We start from the raw sequence: 15,664 nt of genomic DNA, 5'->3' as shown, positions 1-15,664 counted from the left end.
TCACACCATGTCCTCGCATCGTCACCCACGGGGGCAGTTGACTTCCACCACCGGCGAATTCCTGAGAACATGTCCACGACGGACCCGGTTGACCGGTCCATACGTCCAATCGCGAGGCGAGCAGTCAGGAACGGTGAGACGTATGGCAGGTGCCGAGCTGGACGACATCGACGAGCGGATCGTCCGCGCTCTCGAGGCCGACGGGCGGCTGTCGATGCGGCAGCTGGCCGAGCAGGTGCACATCTCCCGCGCGAACGCGTACGCCCGGGTGGAGCGCCTCACCACCTCCGGCGTGATCACCGGGTTCACCGCGACGACCGACCCCGTCGCGCGGGGACTCGGCACGTCCGCCTACGTGACGATGAACGTGCGCCAGACCGACTGGCGCTCGATCCACACGCAGCTGCGCCGCCTCAGCGGCATCGAGCACATCGCCCTCGTCGGCGGCGACTTCGACGTCGTGCTGCTCGCCCGCGCCAAGGACAATGCGGATCTGCGGCGCTTGGTGCTGGACGAGATCCAGGCGATCCCCGGGGTGGTCAACACCCGGACCCTGCTGATCTTCGAGGAGTCGTTCCCCCACCAGCCGTGAGAGCGCGGCGTACGTGCGCTACTTGGTCTGCAGCACCTGGACGTGGCACGTACCGCCGCCCTCGGGCGCCGGGATCCGGTAGATCTTGAACGCCACCGAGCCGTCGGGGGCGATGTTCTCGACCCGCTTGGTCTTGGCCCGCTCGGGGCTTCCGGTCGCCTCGCCGATGAACACGGTCACCTGGAAGCTCGCCAGGGCCTTGCCGCCGTTGACCAGGAAGCCCGAGGCCGCCCACCTGCCCTCGGCGTTCTTCTCGCAGCGGAAGCGCAGCAGCGCCTCCGGGACGGACGGGCCTGCCGCGTCGACGACGGCCGAGCCGACGGCCGGCTGCGTCGTGGCGCCCGTCGAGGGGCTCGGTGCCGCGGACGACCCGTCCGACTCGGCGCCGCAGGCCGCCAGCAGGAGGAGGAGAAGAGCCACCGCTGCCGTACGCATGGACCCATCCCATCACGCCGGGCCGCTGACACGGCGGAGGCTCGCGACGCCATGTAGCCTCGCGGGCATGAAGTCCAAGCGCGTCGCACGGCGCATCGCGATCGAGGTCTTCGGGTGGACGCTCGTCGTCGCCGGCCTCGCCGCCCTCGTCCTGCCGGGCCCGGGGCTGCTGTGCCTGTTCGCGGGTCTCCTGATCCTCTCCCAGCAGTACGAGTGGGCCGAGCGCCGCATGCGTCCCGTCGAGGTCGCGGCCTACAAGTCCGCGGCGCAGGGCGTCCAGACCTGGCCGCGCATCATCGCGAGCACCGTGTTCGCCCTCGGGATCGGCGCGGTCGGCATCGTGTGGGGCATCGGGCCGGACGCACCGACCTGGTGGCCGGTCGACGAGAAGTGGTGGCTGATCGGCGGCTGGGGCACCGGCGCGACCCTGCTGGCATCGTCCGCGTTCGCTCTCGCGCTCATCGTCTACAGCTTCCGCCGGTTCCGCGGCGTCGAGGACATCGAGGCCGAGGCCGAGCGGGCGGCCGCAGGCCGCGAGGACTCGAGCACGCCCGAGGAGTCCCGCTAGCCCTGACGCTCCACGACGAACAGCGCCTCGGCCTCTGCACAGAGCGTGTCGCCGGCCCACAGCTCGCCGCGGACGTACCGCTTGCGCCCCTCCTCGCGATCCATCCAGCCACGGATCCGGATCGGCTCGCCGATCGGCACGATCGAGCGGAAGTCGGTCTTGAGGTACGCGGTGCGTGTCGCGCTGTGCCCCCTGTGCGAGGCCATCACGCCGAGCACCTCGTCGAACACGGTCGCGATGGTGCCGCCGTGGGCCGCGCCTCCCCGCCCGAGGAAGAACGTCCCGAAGGTCACCGTCCCCTCGACCTTGTCGTCCTCGACGACGTCGAGCAGCACCGGCGGCAGGGCCGGGTGGCCGCGGACCGGCAGGTTCCGCAGCCGACCCGCGAGACGATCGGGCTCGGGGACCTCCAGCGGCGTGAGCGTCTGCGTCCACCCCTGCAGGTCGGCAGCCAGCCGCTCGAGCACGTCGGCGCTCGGCGCCGCCGCGGTCAGCGCGTCGTGGAAGCCCCGCAGCGCCTCCAGTGCGGTCCCGAAGGCCCGCACCTGCTCCGGGCCGGCGGAGCTGTCGAAGTGGTTCTCAGCGGAGTCCGAGCCCATCCGTCAGATGGCCGGATCGGTCGTGAAGACCGTCAGCACGGGCGCAGCCGCGAGCAGCGGGCCGAGGTCGGTGACCTGGCCCGGTCCGGCGCGGAACTCGCGGTAGGCCGCGTCGTGCTCCTCGGACTCCCAGCGCTCGTACGCGACCCAGTGCGCAGGATCCTCGCGATCGACCAGCACGTCGACGCCCTGGTTGCCGTCGAAGGCCCGGGTCTCCTCGAGCACCCGTCGCAGCACGGTCCGTGCCTCGTCGAGGAGCTCGGGCTTGAAGCGGAGCTCGAGCGTTGCGGTGATCGCCATGGTGTTCTCCAGTTTCGGTGGTCGGACCGCCCACACTAGAGCCGAGGCGCAACCCTGTCGCATCCAGTGGCAGGGCACTATGGGGTGACGTGACCCACGCCATACCCGGAGGTTGATGTGCACTTCCCCCTGACCGTTCGTGATTTCCTCGACCGTGCCGTCACGGTCTATCCCGACCGCGTCGCGGTGGTCGACGAGCCGGACCAGCCCGCCGAGTCGTGGGGCGAGATCACCTACGCCGAGCTCGGCCGCCGAGCCCGCGCCCAGGCGGCGACGCTCGACGAGATGGGCGTCCCCGTCGGGGGCCGGGTCGCGATCGTCTCGCACAACTCGGCGCGCATGCTCACCTCGTTCTACGGCGTCTCGGGCTGGGGACGCGTCCTCGTGCCCATCAACTTCCGGCTCGCGGTCGCCGAGATCCGCTACATCGTGGAGCACTCCGGCGCCCAGGTGCTGATGGTCGATCCCGAGCTGCGCCACCTCGTCGACGAGATCGACTGCGAGCGGATCTTCGTGCTCGGCGAGGACGACGACAAGATCTGGGGATCGACCGCGGAGCCGCAGCCGTGGGAGGGCGACGAGAACGCGACCGCCACGATCAACTACACGTCCGGGACGACCGCGCGACCCAAGGGCGTCCAGCTCACGCACCGCAACAACTGGCTCAACGCGACGGTCTTCGGCTGGCAGGCGTCGGTCTCGGACCGCGACGTCTATCTGCACACGCTGCCGATGTTCCACGCCAACGGCTGGGGCCACCCGTTCACGGCGACCGGCATGGGCGCGCAGCACGTCATCATCCGCAAGATCGACGGCACCGAGATCCTGCGGCGCATCGAGCGTCACGGCGTGACGTACCTCTGCGCCGCGCCGGCGGTCGTCACGGCAGCGCTGGACGCGCTCAAGACCTGGGAGGGCGAGGTGCCCGGACGTGACCGCGTCCGCATCATCGTCGCGGGCGCACCCCCGCCGACCCGCACGATCGAGCGCGTCCGCGAGGAGCTCGGCTGGGAGTTCATCCAGATCTACGGCCTGACCGAGACCTCGCCCCTGCTCACGATGAGCCGCATGCGCGCGGAGTGGGACGATCTGGAGCCGCACCAGCAGGCGGTCAACCTTGGCCGGGCCGGCGCGCCCGCGGTCGGCGTCCGGATGATGGTGGACGACCAGGGCGAGGTGCTGGCGCAGTCCAACCACAACCTCGCGTCGTACTGGGAGAACCCCGAGGCCACCACCGACGCCCAGGCCGGCAACTGGTTCCACACCGGCGACGGCGGCACGTTCGAGGACGGCTACATCACGATCGCCGACCGCAAGAAGGACGTCATCATCACCGGCGGCGAGAACGTCTCCTCGATCGAGGTCGAGGACGCCCTCATGTCGCACCCGTCGGTGAGGGAGGCCGCCGTGATCGGCATCCCCGACGAGAAGTGGGGTGAGCTGATCACCGCCCTGATCGTCCTCGATCCCGACGAGAAGCCCACCGACGAGGCCGCCCTCGTGGCGCACTGCCGCGAGCACCTCGCGGGCTACAAGTGCCCCAAGCGCATCGAGTTCCGCGACGAGCTGGCCCGCACCGCGACCGGCAAGCTGCAGAAGTTCAAGCTCCGCCAGGAGTTCTGGAAGGACGCCGACCGCCAGGTCAACTGACCCGCCGATTCCCAGGAGAACCCAGGAACCTGTCACCGATCACCCGTCACGACGTGGGTGAGACGTCAGCTTCGGGGGTTCTCCTGGGAATCTGCGACCCGTCGGGCTCAGCCGCGCAGCTGGGCGGCGAGGGGGCAGTCGAAGGGATCGCGCGCCCGGATGCCGACGTTGTTGAGGTAGTCGATCACGATCCCGTACGACTGGAAGAGCCCGACCTCCAGGTAGTCGACGCCCTGCGCCTCGCAGTGGGCGCGTACGAGCGGCTGCGCCTTGCGCAGGTTGCAGCGCGGCATGTTGGGGAACAGGTGGTGCTCGATCTGGTAGTTCAGCCCGCCCATCGCCCAGTCGACGACCGGATTGCCCCGCACGTTGCGCGACACCATCACCTGGCGGCGCAGGAAGTCGAGCTTCATCTCCGGCGGGATGATCGGCATCCCCTTGTGCGCCGGCGCGAACGAAGCGCCGAGGCAGAAGCCGAACACCGCCATCTGGACGGCGAAGAAGGCCAGGGCCTTGCCCAGGGGCAGGAACGTCAGCAAGATCGCGACGTACGCCGTCAGGCGGGTCACGACCAGGAACAGCTCGACCCGGCGCCACGGTTGCTTGGAGGTCTTGTCGCGGGCCGCGCGGATGCTCTCGGCATGCAGGTTCAGCCCCTCGAGCGTCAGCAGGGGGAAGAACAGCCACCCCTGGCGCTTGACGAACCAGCCGGCGAATCCCTCGGTGCGCTGCGCGACGATGCCGGGCGTGAAGGCGATCGCACCCGGCCCGATGTCGGGGTCGTAGCCCTCGAGATTGGGACCCTTGTGGTGCATGTTGTGCTTCGCCCGCCACCACGCGAAGCTCAGCCCGGCGAATCCGCCCGCAAGGATGCGGGCTGTCCAGGAGTTCCACTTCGCGGAGGTGAACATCTGCCGGTGGGCGGCGTCGTGGCCGAGGAAGCCGAACTGCGTCACGATGACGCCCAGCGCAGCCGCCAGCACCAGCTGGAACCATGAGTTGCCCAGCGCGAAGAAGGCGACCCAGATCGCGAAGAACGCCGCGACGTGCGCGCCGATCTGCCACCAGTAGTAGAGGCGCCTGCGCTCGAGCAGTCCCTCGTCGCGGACCGCCTTCATCAGCTCGGCGTAGCGACTCACGTACCGCTCGCTCGGCGCCGGGCCGGTCTGGAGCTCCTGGGTCATGTGCGCCCCCTTCTGGGGTGCTCATCACGGACCGCCGGGGGCTGGACGCCACTGACTGGCAACGTGTTGACCACTCTGGCACGCATCCGGGAAGGCTGCGCGCCCAGCGGCCGATTCCCAGGAGAACCCCGGAATCCTGCGGCGACCACAGGTTGCGCCCGGCGGGACGTGACGGATTCCGGGGTTCTCCTGGGAATCCGGGGCGGTCAGTCCAGGACGAGCAGGAGGTCTCCGCCTTCGACCTGGCGGGGCTCGGCGATCACGAGCCGCGCGACCGTGCCGGCGTGGGCGGCCGTGATGGACGCCTCCATCTTCATGGCCTCGATCGTCGCGACGACCTGGCCGGCCTCGACGACGTCGCCCTCGGCCACGAGCGCGTGCACGACGCCCGCGAACGGCACCGCGACGTGGCGCGGGTTGCCGGTGTCGGCCTTCTCGGCGGCCGCGACCTTGGAGTCGACGGATCGGTCGCGCACCTGGGTCGGCCGGAGCTGGCCGTTGATCGTGCCGAGCACGTTGCGGACGCCGCGCTCGTCGGCGTCGCCGATCGCCTCGACGCCGAACAGCAGCAGATTGCCCTCGGACACCTCGACCTCGGTCTCCTCCCCGGCCCGCATGCCGTAGAGGAACGCCTCGGTGGGCACGGCGGTCAGGTCGCCGAACTCGACCCTCGCCTGGTCGAAGTCGTGGGTGGGCCCCGGGAACAGCAGCCGGTTGAGCGTGTGGCGACGATCCGTGGTGAGGCCCGCGCGGTCCTCGTCCGACAGCTCCTCGACCCGCGCCTTGACCGACCGGCCCTGCAGCGCCTTGGTGCGGAACGGCTCGGGCCACCCGCCGGGCGGGTCGCCCAGCTCGCCGGACAGGAAGCCGATCACCGACTCCGGGATGTCGAACGCCGCGGGGTCCTGCGCGAACGCCGCGGGGTCGGCCCCCACCGCGACGAGGTGCAGGGCGAGATCGCCCACGACCTTGGACGAGGGGGTCACCTTGACGATGTCGCCGAGGATGTCGTTGGCCGCGGCGTACATGTCCTCGATCTGCTCGAACTTCTCGCCCAGGCCCAACGCGATGGCCTGCTGGCGCAGGTTCGACAGCTGACCGCCGGGGATCTCGTGGCGATAGACCCGTCCGGTCGGGGCGGGCAGACCCGATTCGAACGGCGCGTAGAGGCGGCGGGTCGCCTCCCAGTACGGCTCGAGGGCGTTGACGGCCTCGATGTCGAGACCGGTCGGACGGTCGGAGTGGTCGGTCGCCGCGACGAGGGCCGACATCGGCGGCTGCGACGTCGTGCCGGCCAGCGCAGCCGACGCGGCGTCCACCGCGTCCACTCCCGCCTCGATCGCCGCGACGAGGGTTGCGAGCTGCCCGCCGGGCGTGTCGTGGGTGTGCAGGTGCACCGGCAGGTCGAAGCGCTCGCGCAGGGCACGCACGAGCGTCCGCGCGGCCGGTGCACGCAGCAGCCCGGCCATGTCCTTGATCGCCAGCACGTGTGCTCCGGCGTCGACGATGCGCTCGGCGAGGTCGAGGTAGTAGTCGAGCGTGTAGAGCGTCTCACCCGGATCGGACAGGTCGCCGGTGTAGCAGAGGGCGACCTCGGCGACGGCCGTCCCGGTCGCGCGCACCGCCTCGATCGCGGGCCGCATCTGGTCGACGTCGTTGAGCGCGTCGAAGATGCGGAAGATGTCGACACCCGTCGCTGCCGCCTCGGCGACGAAGGCGTCGGTGACCTCGGTCGGGTACGGCGTGTAGCCGACCGTGTTGCGCCCCCGCAGCAGCATCTGCAGGCAGATGTTGGGGGCCGCCTCGCGCATCGCCGCCAGCCGGTCCCACGGGTCCTCGTTGAGGAAGCGCAGCGCCACGTCGTACGTTGCTCCGCCCCACGCCTCGATCGAGAGCAGCTGCGGCGTCAGCCGTGCGACGTATGGTGCGACCTGCACGAGATCGCGGGTCCGCACCCGGGTGGCGAGCAGCGACTGGTGCGCGTCGCGGAACGTCGTGTCGGTCACGCCCACGGTGTCGCGCTGGCGCAAGGCGGCGGCGAATCCCTCGGGCCCGAGCTCGGCCAGCAGCTGCCGCGACCCGTCCGGAGCCGGGGCCCCGAGGTCCACCTCGGGCAGCTTGGAGACAGGGTCGACGGTCGTCGGCGCGGGACCGTGCGGCTTGTTGACCGTGACGTCCGCGAGCCAGGACAAGATCTTGCCGGCGGGGTCCGCGGCGCCGTGCGCCTCCAGCAGCCCGGGGTGCTCCTCGATGAACGACGTCGTGACGCGCCCGGCCCGGAAGTCCGGATCGGCCAGGAGGCCCTGCAGGAAGCCGATGTTGGTCGACACCCCGCTGACGTGGAACTCGCCCAGTGCTCGCTCGGCACGGGTCACCGCGGCCTCGAAGTCACGGCCCCGGCACGTCAGCTTGGACAGCATCGAGTCGAAGTGCGGGCTGACCACGGCTCCGGTGAACGCCGTGCCGCCGTCGAGGCGTACGCCCGGACCTCCCGGCGAGCGGTACGCCGTGATCGTGCCGGTGTCGGGGCGGAAGCCGTTGGCCGGGTCCTCGGTCGTGATCCGGCACTGCAGGGCGAAGCCCCGCGCGGTGATCGTCGACTGGTCGTCGAGGCCGAGGTCGGCGAGCGTCGCGCCGGCCGCGATCTCCATCTGGGCCTGCACGAGATCGACGCCGGTGACCTCCTCGGTCACGGTGTGCTCGACCTGGATCCGCGGGTTCATCTCGATGAACACGTAGCGGTGGTCGGCGCCGAGCAGGAACTCCACCGTGCCCGCGCACGAGTAGCCGATCGACTCCGCGAACCGCACCGCGTCGGCACACATGGCCTCGCGGACCTCGGCCGGCAGGTGCGGCGCGGGCGCGATCTCGACGACCTTCTGGTGTCGCCGCTGCACCGAGCAGTCCCGCTCCCGCAAATGAACCACTGAGCCGACGGAGTCGGCAAGAACTTGCACCTCGATGTGCCGGGCGTCGACGACCGCCTCCTCGATGAAGCAGGTGGGATCACCGAACGCCCCGTCGGCCTCACGCATCGCCGCCTCGATCGACTCCCGCAGCCGCGCCGGGTCGTCGACCCTGCGCATGCCGCGGCCGCCACCTCCGGCCACCGCCTTGACGAACAACGGGTACGTCAGCGCGTCCGAGCTCGCCATCAGCTCGTCGACGTCCGCGGACGGCTCGACCGACGTCAACGTGGGCACGCCGGCGGCCCGGGCGGCGGCGATCGCGGACGCCTTGTTGCCGGTCAGCTCCAGGACCTCGCGCGCGGGACCGATGAAGGTGATGCCGGCCTGCTCGCACGCCTCCGCGAGATCGGGGTTCTCGGACAGGAAGCCGTAGCCCGGGTAGATCGCGTCCGCCCCGGCCGCCACCGCTGCCGCGACGATCGCCTCGGGGTCGAGATAGGCCCGCACGGGGTGCCCCCGCTCGCCGATCTCGTACGCCTCGTCGGCGCGTACCCGGTGCTCCGAGCCGCGGTCCTCGTAGGGGAACACCGCGACGGTCTGCGCGCCGAGCTCGTGCGCGGCGCGGATCGCGCGGATCGCGATCTCCCCGCGATTGGCGACAAGAATCTTGTGGAACAACGGGGGCGTCCTTGCTCAGAGGGTCCGAGTCCACAATGTAACGGCCGGTCGTCGCGCCTCGCGGCCCCAGGGCCTCAGCGGACGAGCAGCAGCCGGCGCCCCGACCGACGGATCGTGAGGCGTTGGCCCCACGAGAGGGACATCGAGTCCGCCTCGATGCCGTCACCGAAGCACACCAGCCGGTCGGACTCGACGGCGACGACGAGCGAGCCGGCGTCGGGGACGATCCCCTCGGTGAAGCTCGTGCCCGTCGCCGGGGAGGGCCACGGCTCGCGCACGAACCAGCACAGCTCGGGCGAGGTCGGCTGCGGCAGCGCGAGCTCGCTTCGCCGCTCCTGCCAGCTCGATCGCAGCCAGCCGGTCGCCCCGGTCCCCGTGCCGGCGAGGATGCCCGAGGACGAGTGTCGCTCCTGGCGTCCCTCGGCCTGGATCACGTAGCGCGCGGACTGGTGGCTCGGGTGACCGATGAAGAGCTCGTTGAGCGCGCGCAGCTCCTGGCCGTCGTCCGTCACGGCCTCGACCATCGTGCGCTCCTCGAGCACCCCGGCGCCGCGGCCGAGCGCCGTCAGCACGGCGCCCACCGCTTCGGGCGCGTGCGGCACGAGGACCCCCGGATTCCACTGCGGCTCCGGGTTCACGCCGACGACGGGCTGCCCGCTGAGGTACTTCGCGACATTGGCGACCAGTCCGTCCTGGCCGACCGCGATCACCACGTCCTCGGGGCCGAAGACGAAGCGGTCCAGCTCGTCGCGCTCGACCTCGACGCGCCTCCACTCGACCGGGATCGCCGCCGAGGTCGCGGCGCGTGCCGCCATCAGCGCAGCATGGCGCCGCTCCACGTCGCCGATGTCCCGGCCGCGCGAGGACAGGAAGAACTCCGCCTGGCCGTGCGTGCCGTGACGCGCGACCAGGTCCTCGTACTCCGAGCGGCGGTGGACCACGACCGCGCGGGGCCGCAGACTCACTCGGACGCCGTAGCCGTCGTCCCCTGCCCGTCGCCGAGCCGGGTCAGCAGCGGCGCCAGCAGCTCCGGGGTGATGCTGAGGTGCGTGATGGGCGGCAGGTTGGCGGCCAGCTCACGCAGGGCGAGGGCGATCAGCTTGTCCTGGTCGACGTCACCGTACGCGGCGAACTTCGCCGACTCCGCAGTCGCGTCGGCCTCGCCGAGCAGCCGCGTCCGGGCCGCATCGGCGTCCGCGATCAATCCTTGGCGCTGGGCCTTGGCGACCGTCGCGATGCGGTCGGCCTCCGCCTGCTCACTTGCCCGCTTGCGCTCGTTCTGTCCCCGTTGGGCAACGAGCTCCTCCTCGCGCCGGGCGAGCTCGATCTGGTTGGTCAGCTCGTTCTCGGCGATGGCCCGCTCGTTCTCGACGGCCACGGCTCGGCGCTCGAACGTGGCCCGGTCGGCCTCCTGCTGCACCGCCTCGCGGGTCGGCGTCTGCAGCGCACGCTCCAGGTCGGCCTCCGCGCGGATGGCGACGACCCGGACGTCGGTCACCGACAGCCCGCGCTCGATCAGTCGCTGGTCGTTCGCGAGCTGGTCGGCGACCTGCTGCCGCACAGGTCCGATGCCGTGGGCGAGAGCCTCGGCCATCGTGATGCCGGCGAGGTACTCGAGCGCGGGCTGCTGCGCGAGCTCGGTCAGCAGGCCGCCCAGGCGCTCGAGCGGACGGGCGTTCCACTCGCCCGAGCGCGGGTTGATGCCGAAATCGATGCGGGTCGCGGCGACGACGGGCTCGGACACCCGGTACGTCACGGTGGCCTGCACCGACACGACCTGGAAGTCCGACGTCCGCGCCTGGAACATCAGCGCCTGCTCGCGGTCGTCCATGGGGACCTCGGCGAGGGCCGCCGTGCTGGGCCGGAACCAGAACGAGACGCCCGCGCCCGAGCGCATCACGGCACCGTCGCGCAGCTGCAGCACGAACGACGTCGGGTCCGAGCGCAGGTGGTGGACGAAAGGTCGTCGGGTGATGTCTGCCATGGTTCCCCTCGGGAGTCGGACGGTCGGGGGACAGTCTGCCTGTCTCCCCCCGTCCGGCTCGCGTCAGGCCTTGACGACGCGCGTGTCGAGGATCATGTCGGCGAACGTCCGGTTCTCCTTGTCCCACAGCGGCCACAGGAATCCGATGTAGCACGGGATCGCGTCGAGGATGTGGAGGAAGGACCGAGCGATCGAGAGCCCGAAACCGACCGGCTGTCGCGTGGCCGCACCCACCAGCGCGATCTTCATGACCTTCTTGCCCAGCGACTGTCCGGTGCGACCCTGCATGGCGCCGGTGTTGTACAGCAGCCAGCCCAGGCCGAAGAGCAGGTTGAGCACGAACGGCAGGCCGCTCAGCTCGAACGAGGCCTGACCGTCCGACGTCTCGGTGCTGCCGAACACGAAGGTGAGGACGATCGCGACGGCCAACGGCGGCAACACATCGATGATGGTCGCGGCGACGCGCGATCCCCAGCTGGCGAGGCCGCCGGAGGAAGCACCCTGAGGGGCTTGCGGCGAGGTCGGGTACGGCTCGGTCATGGGTTCTCCTGGTGGTCGACGATGTCGACCCACAAGGTAGCGACGCGACGCCCTGCCCGTACGACGTTTGCGGCTATCGGTGTCGTCTTGTCACGAAGCTCAGCGACGCCGCTGGCGCCAGATGACGACCTGGTTGCCGGACACGCGGGCCGGCAGGTTCTGCGGCAGCTTCGACTGCGCGATCTCGGCCTGCAGCTCGGCCACCTTCTCCTGCAGCGCGAGCACCTGGTTCTCCAGCTCGATCACGCGCTTGACGCCCTCGAGGCCCAGGCCCTCGGCGGTCAGTCGAGCCACCGTGCGCAGGAGCTCGATGTCACGCAACGAGTAGCGCCGGCCACCCCCGCCCGTGCGCCCGGGGGCGACGAGGCCCAGCCGGTCGTACGTGCGGAGGGTCTGCGGGTGGAGCCCGGACAGCTCGGCCGCGACGCTGATGACGAACACCTTCGCCTCGGGCCCAGGGGGCTGGAATCCCGCCCCCTGGGCCGCCGACTTCTGCGAGTCCGTCGACATCACGACACCGCCTCGAACATCCCGTCACGCGGGGAGCCTGCGCCGCGTGCCTCACGGAAGGCCTCGACCGCAGCCCGCTCCGCGTCCGACAGCTCGGCGGGCACCTGCACCTCGACGGTCACGAGCAGATCGCCTCGACCGCCGTTCTTGGTGGTGGCGCCCTTGCCGCTGGCACGGAACGTGCGACCCGTGGGCGTGCCCGCGGGCACCTTGATCCGGACCGGCGGCCCGTCCAGGGTGGGCACCTGGATCTGAGCGCCCAGCGCGGCCTCGTCGAAGGTCACGGGCACCGTGATCGTGAGGTGATCACCCTTGCGCCCGAACAGCCGGTGGGGCTCGACGTGCACGAGCAGGAACAGGTCCCCGTTCGGCCCGCCGTTGTCACCCTTGCCGCCCTTGCCCTTGAGCCGGATGCGCTGACCGTCCTTGACGCCCGCAGGCACCTTGACGTTCAGCGTGCGGCTCGTGGGCGCACGCCCGGAGCCGTGGCAGGTGTCGCACGGGTGCTCGACGATGAGCCCCCGGCCACGGCACAGGTCGCACGGCTCGGTCATGGCGAACACGCCGCCGGACGCGCCGGTCACCATGCCGCTGCCCTGGCACTTCGGGCACACCTTGGGCGTCGTGCCCGGTCGCGCCCCCGTGCCGTGGCAGGTCGTGCAGGGCTCGTCGCTGGTCATCCGCAACGGGAGCGTCGCCCCGTCGACGGCCTGCTCGAAGGTGATCGTCGCCTCGGTCTCGAGGTCGTCACCCTTGCGTCCCGGGGGACGCTGCCGGCCCCGTCCGCGGCCTCCGAAGAGGCCGCCGAACAGGTCCGACATGTCGAAGTCGGCCTGGGTGCCGCCTCCGCCCGGCGGGCGGAAGCCGCCCCCGGAACCGAATCCCCCCGGGCCGCCGCGGAACTGCCCGAACATGCTGCGCTGCTCGTCGTACTCCTTGCGCTTGTCCTTGGACGAGAGCACGGCGTACGCCTCGGAGACCTCCTTGAAGCGCTCCTCGGCGGCCTGGTTGCCGGGGTTGGAGTCGGGGTGGTTCTCACGAGCCAGCTTGCGGTACGCCTTCTTGATCTCGTCCTGACTCGCGTCCTTCTTGACCCCGAGGACCTTGTAGAAGTCCTTGGTCGCCCAGTCACTCGCTGCCATCTGCCACCCCTCCTTCCGTTGCTACTGGTTGTCGTCGGCGTCGGTCGCGGACTCCGCTGCGGGAGCCTCCGCCGATGCGTCCTCGGCAGGTGCCGAGGGCGCTGCCGCGTCGCTGGCCGGATCGACGACGCCGACCGTTGCGGGCCGGATCACGCGATCGCCGATCTTGTAGCCGGTGCGCATCACGGTGTCGATCGTCGTGGTGTCGACCTCGGTCGACTCCCCGGCGTGGAACACCGCCTCGTGCAGCGCGGGGTCGAAGGCCTCGCCCTTGGCGCCGAACGCCTCGAGCTTGTGCTTGGCCACCGCTGCCTGCAGCGAGTCCGCGACAGCCTTGAAGCCGCCCGCGAGCTCACCGTGCTCGGCCGCGCGACCGATGTCGTCCAGCACGGTCAGGAGGGACTGCAGGACTGCAGCCTCTCCCTGCGCACGGACGAGCTCACGGTCACGGTCGACGCGACGCTTGTAGTTGACGTACTCCGCCTGGAGCCGCTGCAGGTCGAGCGTCCGCTCGGCCAGCTGCTGCTCCGGTGTCGGCTCGGTCGGCGTCTCCGCCGGCTGAGCTTCCTCAGCCGGCGTCGACTCCTGCTCGGGGACCGAGTCGGTTCCCGGCTCCGTCACTTCTTGTCGTCCTCGTCATCGACGATCTCGGCCTCGACGACGTCGTCGTCATCGCCGGCGTCCGCGGTGGGCGCGTCCGTGCCGGCAGCCTGGGCGTCGGCCGCAGCCGCGGCGTACATCGCCTCGCCCATCTTGGAGCTGGACTCACCGAGCTTGGTCACGGCCGCCTGGATGGCGTCCGCGTCCTCGCCCTTGAGCGACTCGTTGAGCGCGTCGAGGTCAGCCTGCACCTCGGCCTTGACGTCGTCGCCGACCTTGTCGCCGTTCTCGGAGAGGAACTTCTCCGTGGTGTGCGCGAGAGACTCGGCCTGGTTGCGGGTCTCGACGGCCTCGCGACGCTTGCGGTCCTCCTCGGCGTACGCCTCGGCGTCCTTGACCATCTTGTCGATGTCGTCCTTGGACAGGGCCGAGCCGCCGGTGATCGTCATCGACTGCTCCTTGCCCGTGCCGCGGTCCTTGGCGGACACGTTGACGATGCCGTTGGCGTCGATGTCGAAGGTGACCTCGATCTGCGGCACGCCACGCGGCGCCGGGGGCAGGCCGGTCAGCTCGAACGTGGCCAGCAGCTGGTTGCCCGCCGCCATCTCGCGCTCGCCCTGGTAGACCTGGATCGCGACGGACGGCTGGTTGTCGTCGGCCGTCGTGAAGACCTCGGACCGCTTGGTCGGGATCGTCGTGTTGCGCTCGATGAGCTTGGTCATCACGCCGCCCTTGGTCTCGATGCCGAGGCTCAGCGGGGTGACGTCGAGCAGGAGGACGTCCTTGACCTCGCCCTTGAGCACGCCGGCCTGCAGGCTCGCGCCGAGAGCGACGACCTCGTCGGGGTTGACGCCCTTGTTGGGCTCCTTGCCGCCGGTCAGGCCCTTGACGACCTCGGAGACGGCCGGCATGCGGGTCGAGCCGCCGACCAGCACGACGTGGTCGATGTCGCTGACCTTGATCCCGGCGTCCTTGATGACGTTGTGGAACGGGGCCTTGGTGCGCTCGAGCAGGTCCGAGCTGATCTTCTCGAACTCGGCGCGCGTCAGGGTCTCGTCGAGGAACACGGGGTTCTTGTCGGCGTCGACCGTGATGTACGGCAGGTTGATCGAGGTCGACGACGAGCTCGAGAGCTCGATCTTGGCGCGCTCGGCGGCCTCACGGACACGCGGCATGGCCATCTTGTCCTTGGTCAGGTCCAGGCCGGTGCTGCTCTTGAAGCGGGTGACGATCCAGTCGACGATCTTCTCGTCCCAGTCGTCGCCACCGAGGTGGTTGTCGCCGCTCGTGGCCTTGACCTCGATGACGCCGTCGCCGATCTCCAGCAGGGACACGTCGAACGTGCCGCCGCCGAGGTCGAAGACGAGGATCGTCTGGTCGTCGGCCTTGTCCAGGCCGTACGCGAGGGCGGCCGCGGTCGGCTCGTTGATGATGCGGCTGACGTTGAGGCCCGCGATCTCACCGGCCTCCTTGGTCGCCTGACGCTGGTGGTCATTGAAGTACGCCGGGACGGTGATGACCGCGTCGGTCACGGCCTCGCCGAGGTACGCCTCCGCATCCCGCTTGAGCTTCTGCAGGATGAAGGCGGAGATCTGCTGCGGCGTGAACGTCTTGCCGTCGATCTCGGTGGTCCAGTCCGTGCCGATGTGACGCTTGACCGAACGGATCGTGCGATCGACGTTGGTCACGCCCTGGCGCTTGGCGACCTCGCCGGCCAGGACCTCTCCGTCCTTGGCGAATGCGACGACCGAGGGGGTGGTGCGAGCGCCTTCGGCGTTCGCGATGACGGTGGGCTCGCCACCTTCGAGCACGGCGACGACGGAGTTCGTCGTGCCCAGGTCAATTCCGACCGCTCTTGCCATGGTGTGTCCTCCTGCTGTGGGTGGTTCGTTGCTGTGGGGTCTGTCGGGGTGACTTCAAGAATGTGTGTCAACTGACTTGAGTCTGATCTTATCAACCCCGTCCGAGGCACC

At 70.3% G+C, this 15,664-nt stretch carries 15 protein-coding genes; 3 read left to right on the top strand and 12 right to left on the bottom strand.

All coding sequences use genetic code 11. The features are described 5' to 3' along the window. Positions 1-142: 142 nt before the first annotated feature. Positions 143-592 carry an Lrp/AsnC family transcriptional regulator gene (locus GEV27_RS01765; protein ID WP_153654670.1) on the top strand — a complete coding sequence of 150 codons (450 nt, stop codon included), beginning with the start codon at positions 143-145 and terminating at the stop codon, positions 590-592. 18 nt (positions 593-610) lie between these two features. On the opposite strand, the gene GEV27_RS01760 is transcribed toward GEV27_RS01765, so the two are convergent. Further along, positions 611-1,027: a hypothetical protein gene (locus GEV27_RS01760; RefSeq protein ID WP_153654671.1), complete on the bottom strand. Its 417-nt coding sequence runs from the start codon at positions 1,025-1,027 to the stop codon at positions 611-613. Between the two features lie 67 nt (positions 1,028-1,094). On the opposite strand from GEV27_RS01760, the gene GEV27_RS01755 reads away from it, so the two are divergent. Then, positions 1,095-1,595, top strand: coding sequence for a PGPGW domain-containing protein (locus GEV27_RS01755; protein WP_153909865.1), 501 nt, complete (start codon positions 1,095-1,097; stop codon positions 1,593-1,595). Here GEV27_RS01755 and GEV27_RS01750 read toward each other — a convergent pair. After that, a complete protein-coding gene (locus tag GEV27_RS01750; protein ID WP_153933308.1) occupies positions 1,592-2,194 on the bottom strand; it encodes a PaaI family thioesterase in 603 nt (200 codons plus the stop codon). The two genes, GEV27_RS01755 and GEV27_RS01750, sit on opposite strands and share 4 nt — an antisense overlap. Before the next feature lie 3 nt (positions 2,195-2,197). Beyond that, on the bottom strand, positions 2,198-2,494 hold the full coding sequence (locus GEV27_RS01745; protein WP_153654674.1) for a putative quinol monooxygenase: 297 nt from the start codon (positions 2,492-2,494) through the stop codon (positions 2,198-2,200). Between the two features lie 117 nt (positions 2,495-2,611). Here GEV27_RS01745 and GEV27_RS01740 point away from each other — a divergent pair, with 117 nt between their 5' ends. Next, positions 2,612-4,144 carry an AMP-binding protein gene (locus GEV27_RS01740; protein WP_309221977.1) on the top strand — a complete coding sequence of 511 codons (1,533 nt, stop codon included), beginning with the start codon at positions 2,612-2,614 and terminating at the stop codon, positions 4,142-4,144. A 107-nt stretch (positions 4,145-4,251) separates the two neighbouring features. Here GEV27_RS01740 and GEV27_RS01735 read toward each other — a convergent pair whose 3' ends face one another. The 9 genes from GEV27_RS01735 to dnaK all read right to left on the bottom strand — a co-directional run bounded on the left by GEV27_RS01735 (position 4,252) and on the right by dnaK (position 15,553). Further along, positions 4,252-5,328 (bottom strand): acyl-CoA desaturase, encoded by a 1,077-nt coding sequence (locus GEV27_RS01735; protein ID WP_153933307.1) that lies wholly within the window; start codon positions 5,326-5,328, stop codon positions 4,252-4,254. A 206-nt stretch (positions 5,329-5,534) separates the two neighbouring features. Then, positions 5,535-8,915 (bottom strand): pyruvate carboxylase, encoded by a 3,381-nt coding sequence (locus GEV27_RS01730; protein WP_153933306.1) that lies wholly within the window; start codon positions 8,913-8,915, stop codon positions 5,535-5,537. Between the two features lie 74 nt (positions 8,916-8,989). Then, the gene (locus GEV27_RS01725; RefSeq protein ID WP_309221976.1) at positions 8,990-9,880 is read right to left on the bottom strand and encodes a hypothetical protein; all 891 of its coding nucleotides are present in this window, start codon (positions 9,878-9,880) and stop codon (positions 8,990-8,992) included. Beyond that, the gene (locus tag GEV27_RS01720) at positions 9,877-10,899 is read right to left on the bottom strand and encodes an SPFH domain-containing protein (RefSeq protein ID WP_153933305.1); all 1,023 of its coding nucleotides are present in this window, start codon (positions 10,897-10,899) and stop codon (positions 9,877-9,879) included. Before GEV27_RS01720 ends, GEV27_RS01725 begins: the two co-directional genes overlap by 4 nt. A gap of 63 nt (positions 10,900-10,962) precedes the next feature. After that, positions 10,963-11,439, bottom strand: a complete 477-nt coding sequence (locus GEV27_RS01715) for an RDD family protein (protein WP_153909861.1) — start codon at positions 11,437-11,439, stop codon at positions 10,963-10,965. A 99-nt stretch (positions 11,440-11,538) separates the two neighbouring features. Continuing rightward, complete coding sequence (locus GEV27_RS01710; RefSeq protein ID WP_153909860.1) at positions 11,539-11,949, bottom strand: heat shock protein transcriptional repressor HspR; 411 nt, start codon at positions 11,947-11,949, stop codon at positions 11,539-11,541. Continuing rightward, positions 11,949-13,091, bottom strand: a complete 1,143-nt coding sequence (gene dnaJ / locus GEV27_RS01705; RefSeq protein WP_153654681.1) for a molecular chaperone DnaJ — start codon at positions 13,089-13,091, stop codon at positions 11,949-11,951. The genes GEV27_RS01710 and dnaJ overlap by 1 nt, the downstream gene beginning before the upstream one ends. Positions 13,092-13,112: 21 nt before the next feature. After that, on the bottom strand, positions 13,113-13,712 hold the full coding sequence (locus tag GEV27_RS01700; protein ID WP_309221975.1) for a nucleotide exchange factor GrpE: 600 nt from the start codon (positions 13,710-13,712) through the stop codon (positions 13,113-13,115). Continuing rightward, entirely contained in the window at positions 13,709-15,553 is a 1,845-nt protein-coding gene (gene dnaK, locus GEV27_RS01695; protein WP_153654683.1) for a molecular chaperone DnaK, read from the bottom strand. The genes GEV27_RS01700 and dnaK overlap by 4 nt, the downstream gene beginning before the upstream one ends. Between the last annotated feature and the right edge of the window lie 111 nt (positions 15,554-15,664).

This window comes from Aeromicrobium sp. S22 (genome assembly GCF_009661045.1).
GTDB classification, from domain to species: Bacteria; Actinomycetota; Actinomycetes; order Propionibacteriales; family Nocardioidaceae; genus Aeromicrobium; species Aeromicrobium yanjiei.
This window is presented reverse-complemented; position numbering and strand designations above follow the sequence as displayed.

Coding starts and splice junctions, on each gene's coding strand:
- GEV27_RS01755 (WP_153909865.1), top strand. CDS start 1,095: ATGAAGTCCAAGCGCGTCGCACGGCGCATCGCGATCGAGGTCTTCGGG.
- GEV27_RS01715 (WP_153909861.1), bottom strand. CDS start 11,439: ATGACCGAGCCGTACCCGACCTCGCCGCAAGCCCCTCAGGGTGCTTCC.
- dnaJ (WP_153654681.1), bottom strand. CDS start 13,091: ATGGCAGCGAGTGACTGGGCGACCAAGGACTTCTACAAGGTCCTCGGG.
- GEV27_RS01735 (WP_153933307.1), bottom strand. CDS start 5,328: ATGACCCAGGAGCTCCAGACCGGCCCGGCGCCGAGCGAGCGGTACGTG.
- GEV27_RS01765 (WP_153654670.1), top strand. CDS start 143: ATGGCAGGTGCCGAGCTGGACGACATCGACGAGCGGATCGTCCGCGCT.
- GEV27_RS01710 (WP_153909860.1), bottom strand. CDS start 11,949: ATGTCGACGGACTCGCAGAAGTCGGCGGCCCAGGGGGCGGGATTCCAG.
- dnaK (WP_153654683.1), bottom strand. CDS start 15,553: ATGGCAAGAGCGGTCGGAATTGACCTGGGCACGACGAACTCCGTCGTC.
- GEV27_RS01720 (WP_153933305.1), bottom strand. CDS start 10,899: ATGGCAGACATCACCCGACGACCTTTCGTCCACCACCTGCGCTCGGAC.
- GEV27_RS01760 (WP_153654671.1), bottom strand. CDS start 1,027: ATGCGTACGGCAGCGGTGGCTCTTCTCCTCCTCCTGCTGGCGGCCTGC.
- GEV27_RS01745 (WP_153654674.1), bottom strand. CDS start 2,494: ATGGCGATCACCGCAACGCTCGAGCTCCGCTTCAAGCCCGAGCTCCTC.
- GEV27_RS01750 (WP_153933308.1), bottom strand. CDS start 2,194: ATGGGCTCGGACTCCGCTGAGAACCACTTCGACAGCTCCGCCGGCCCG.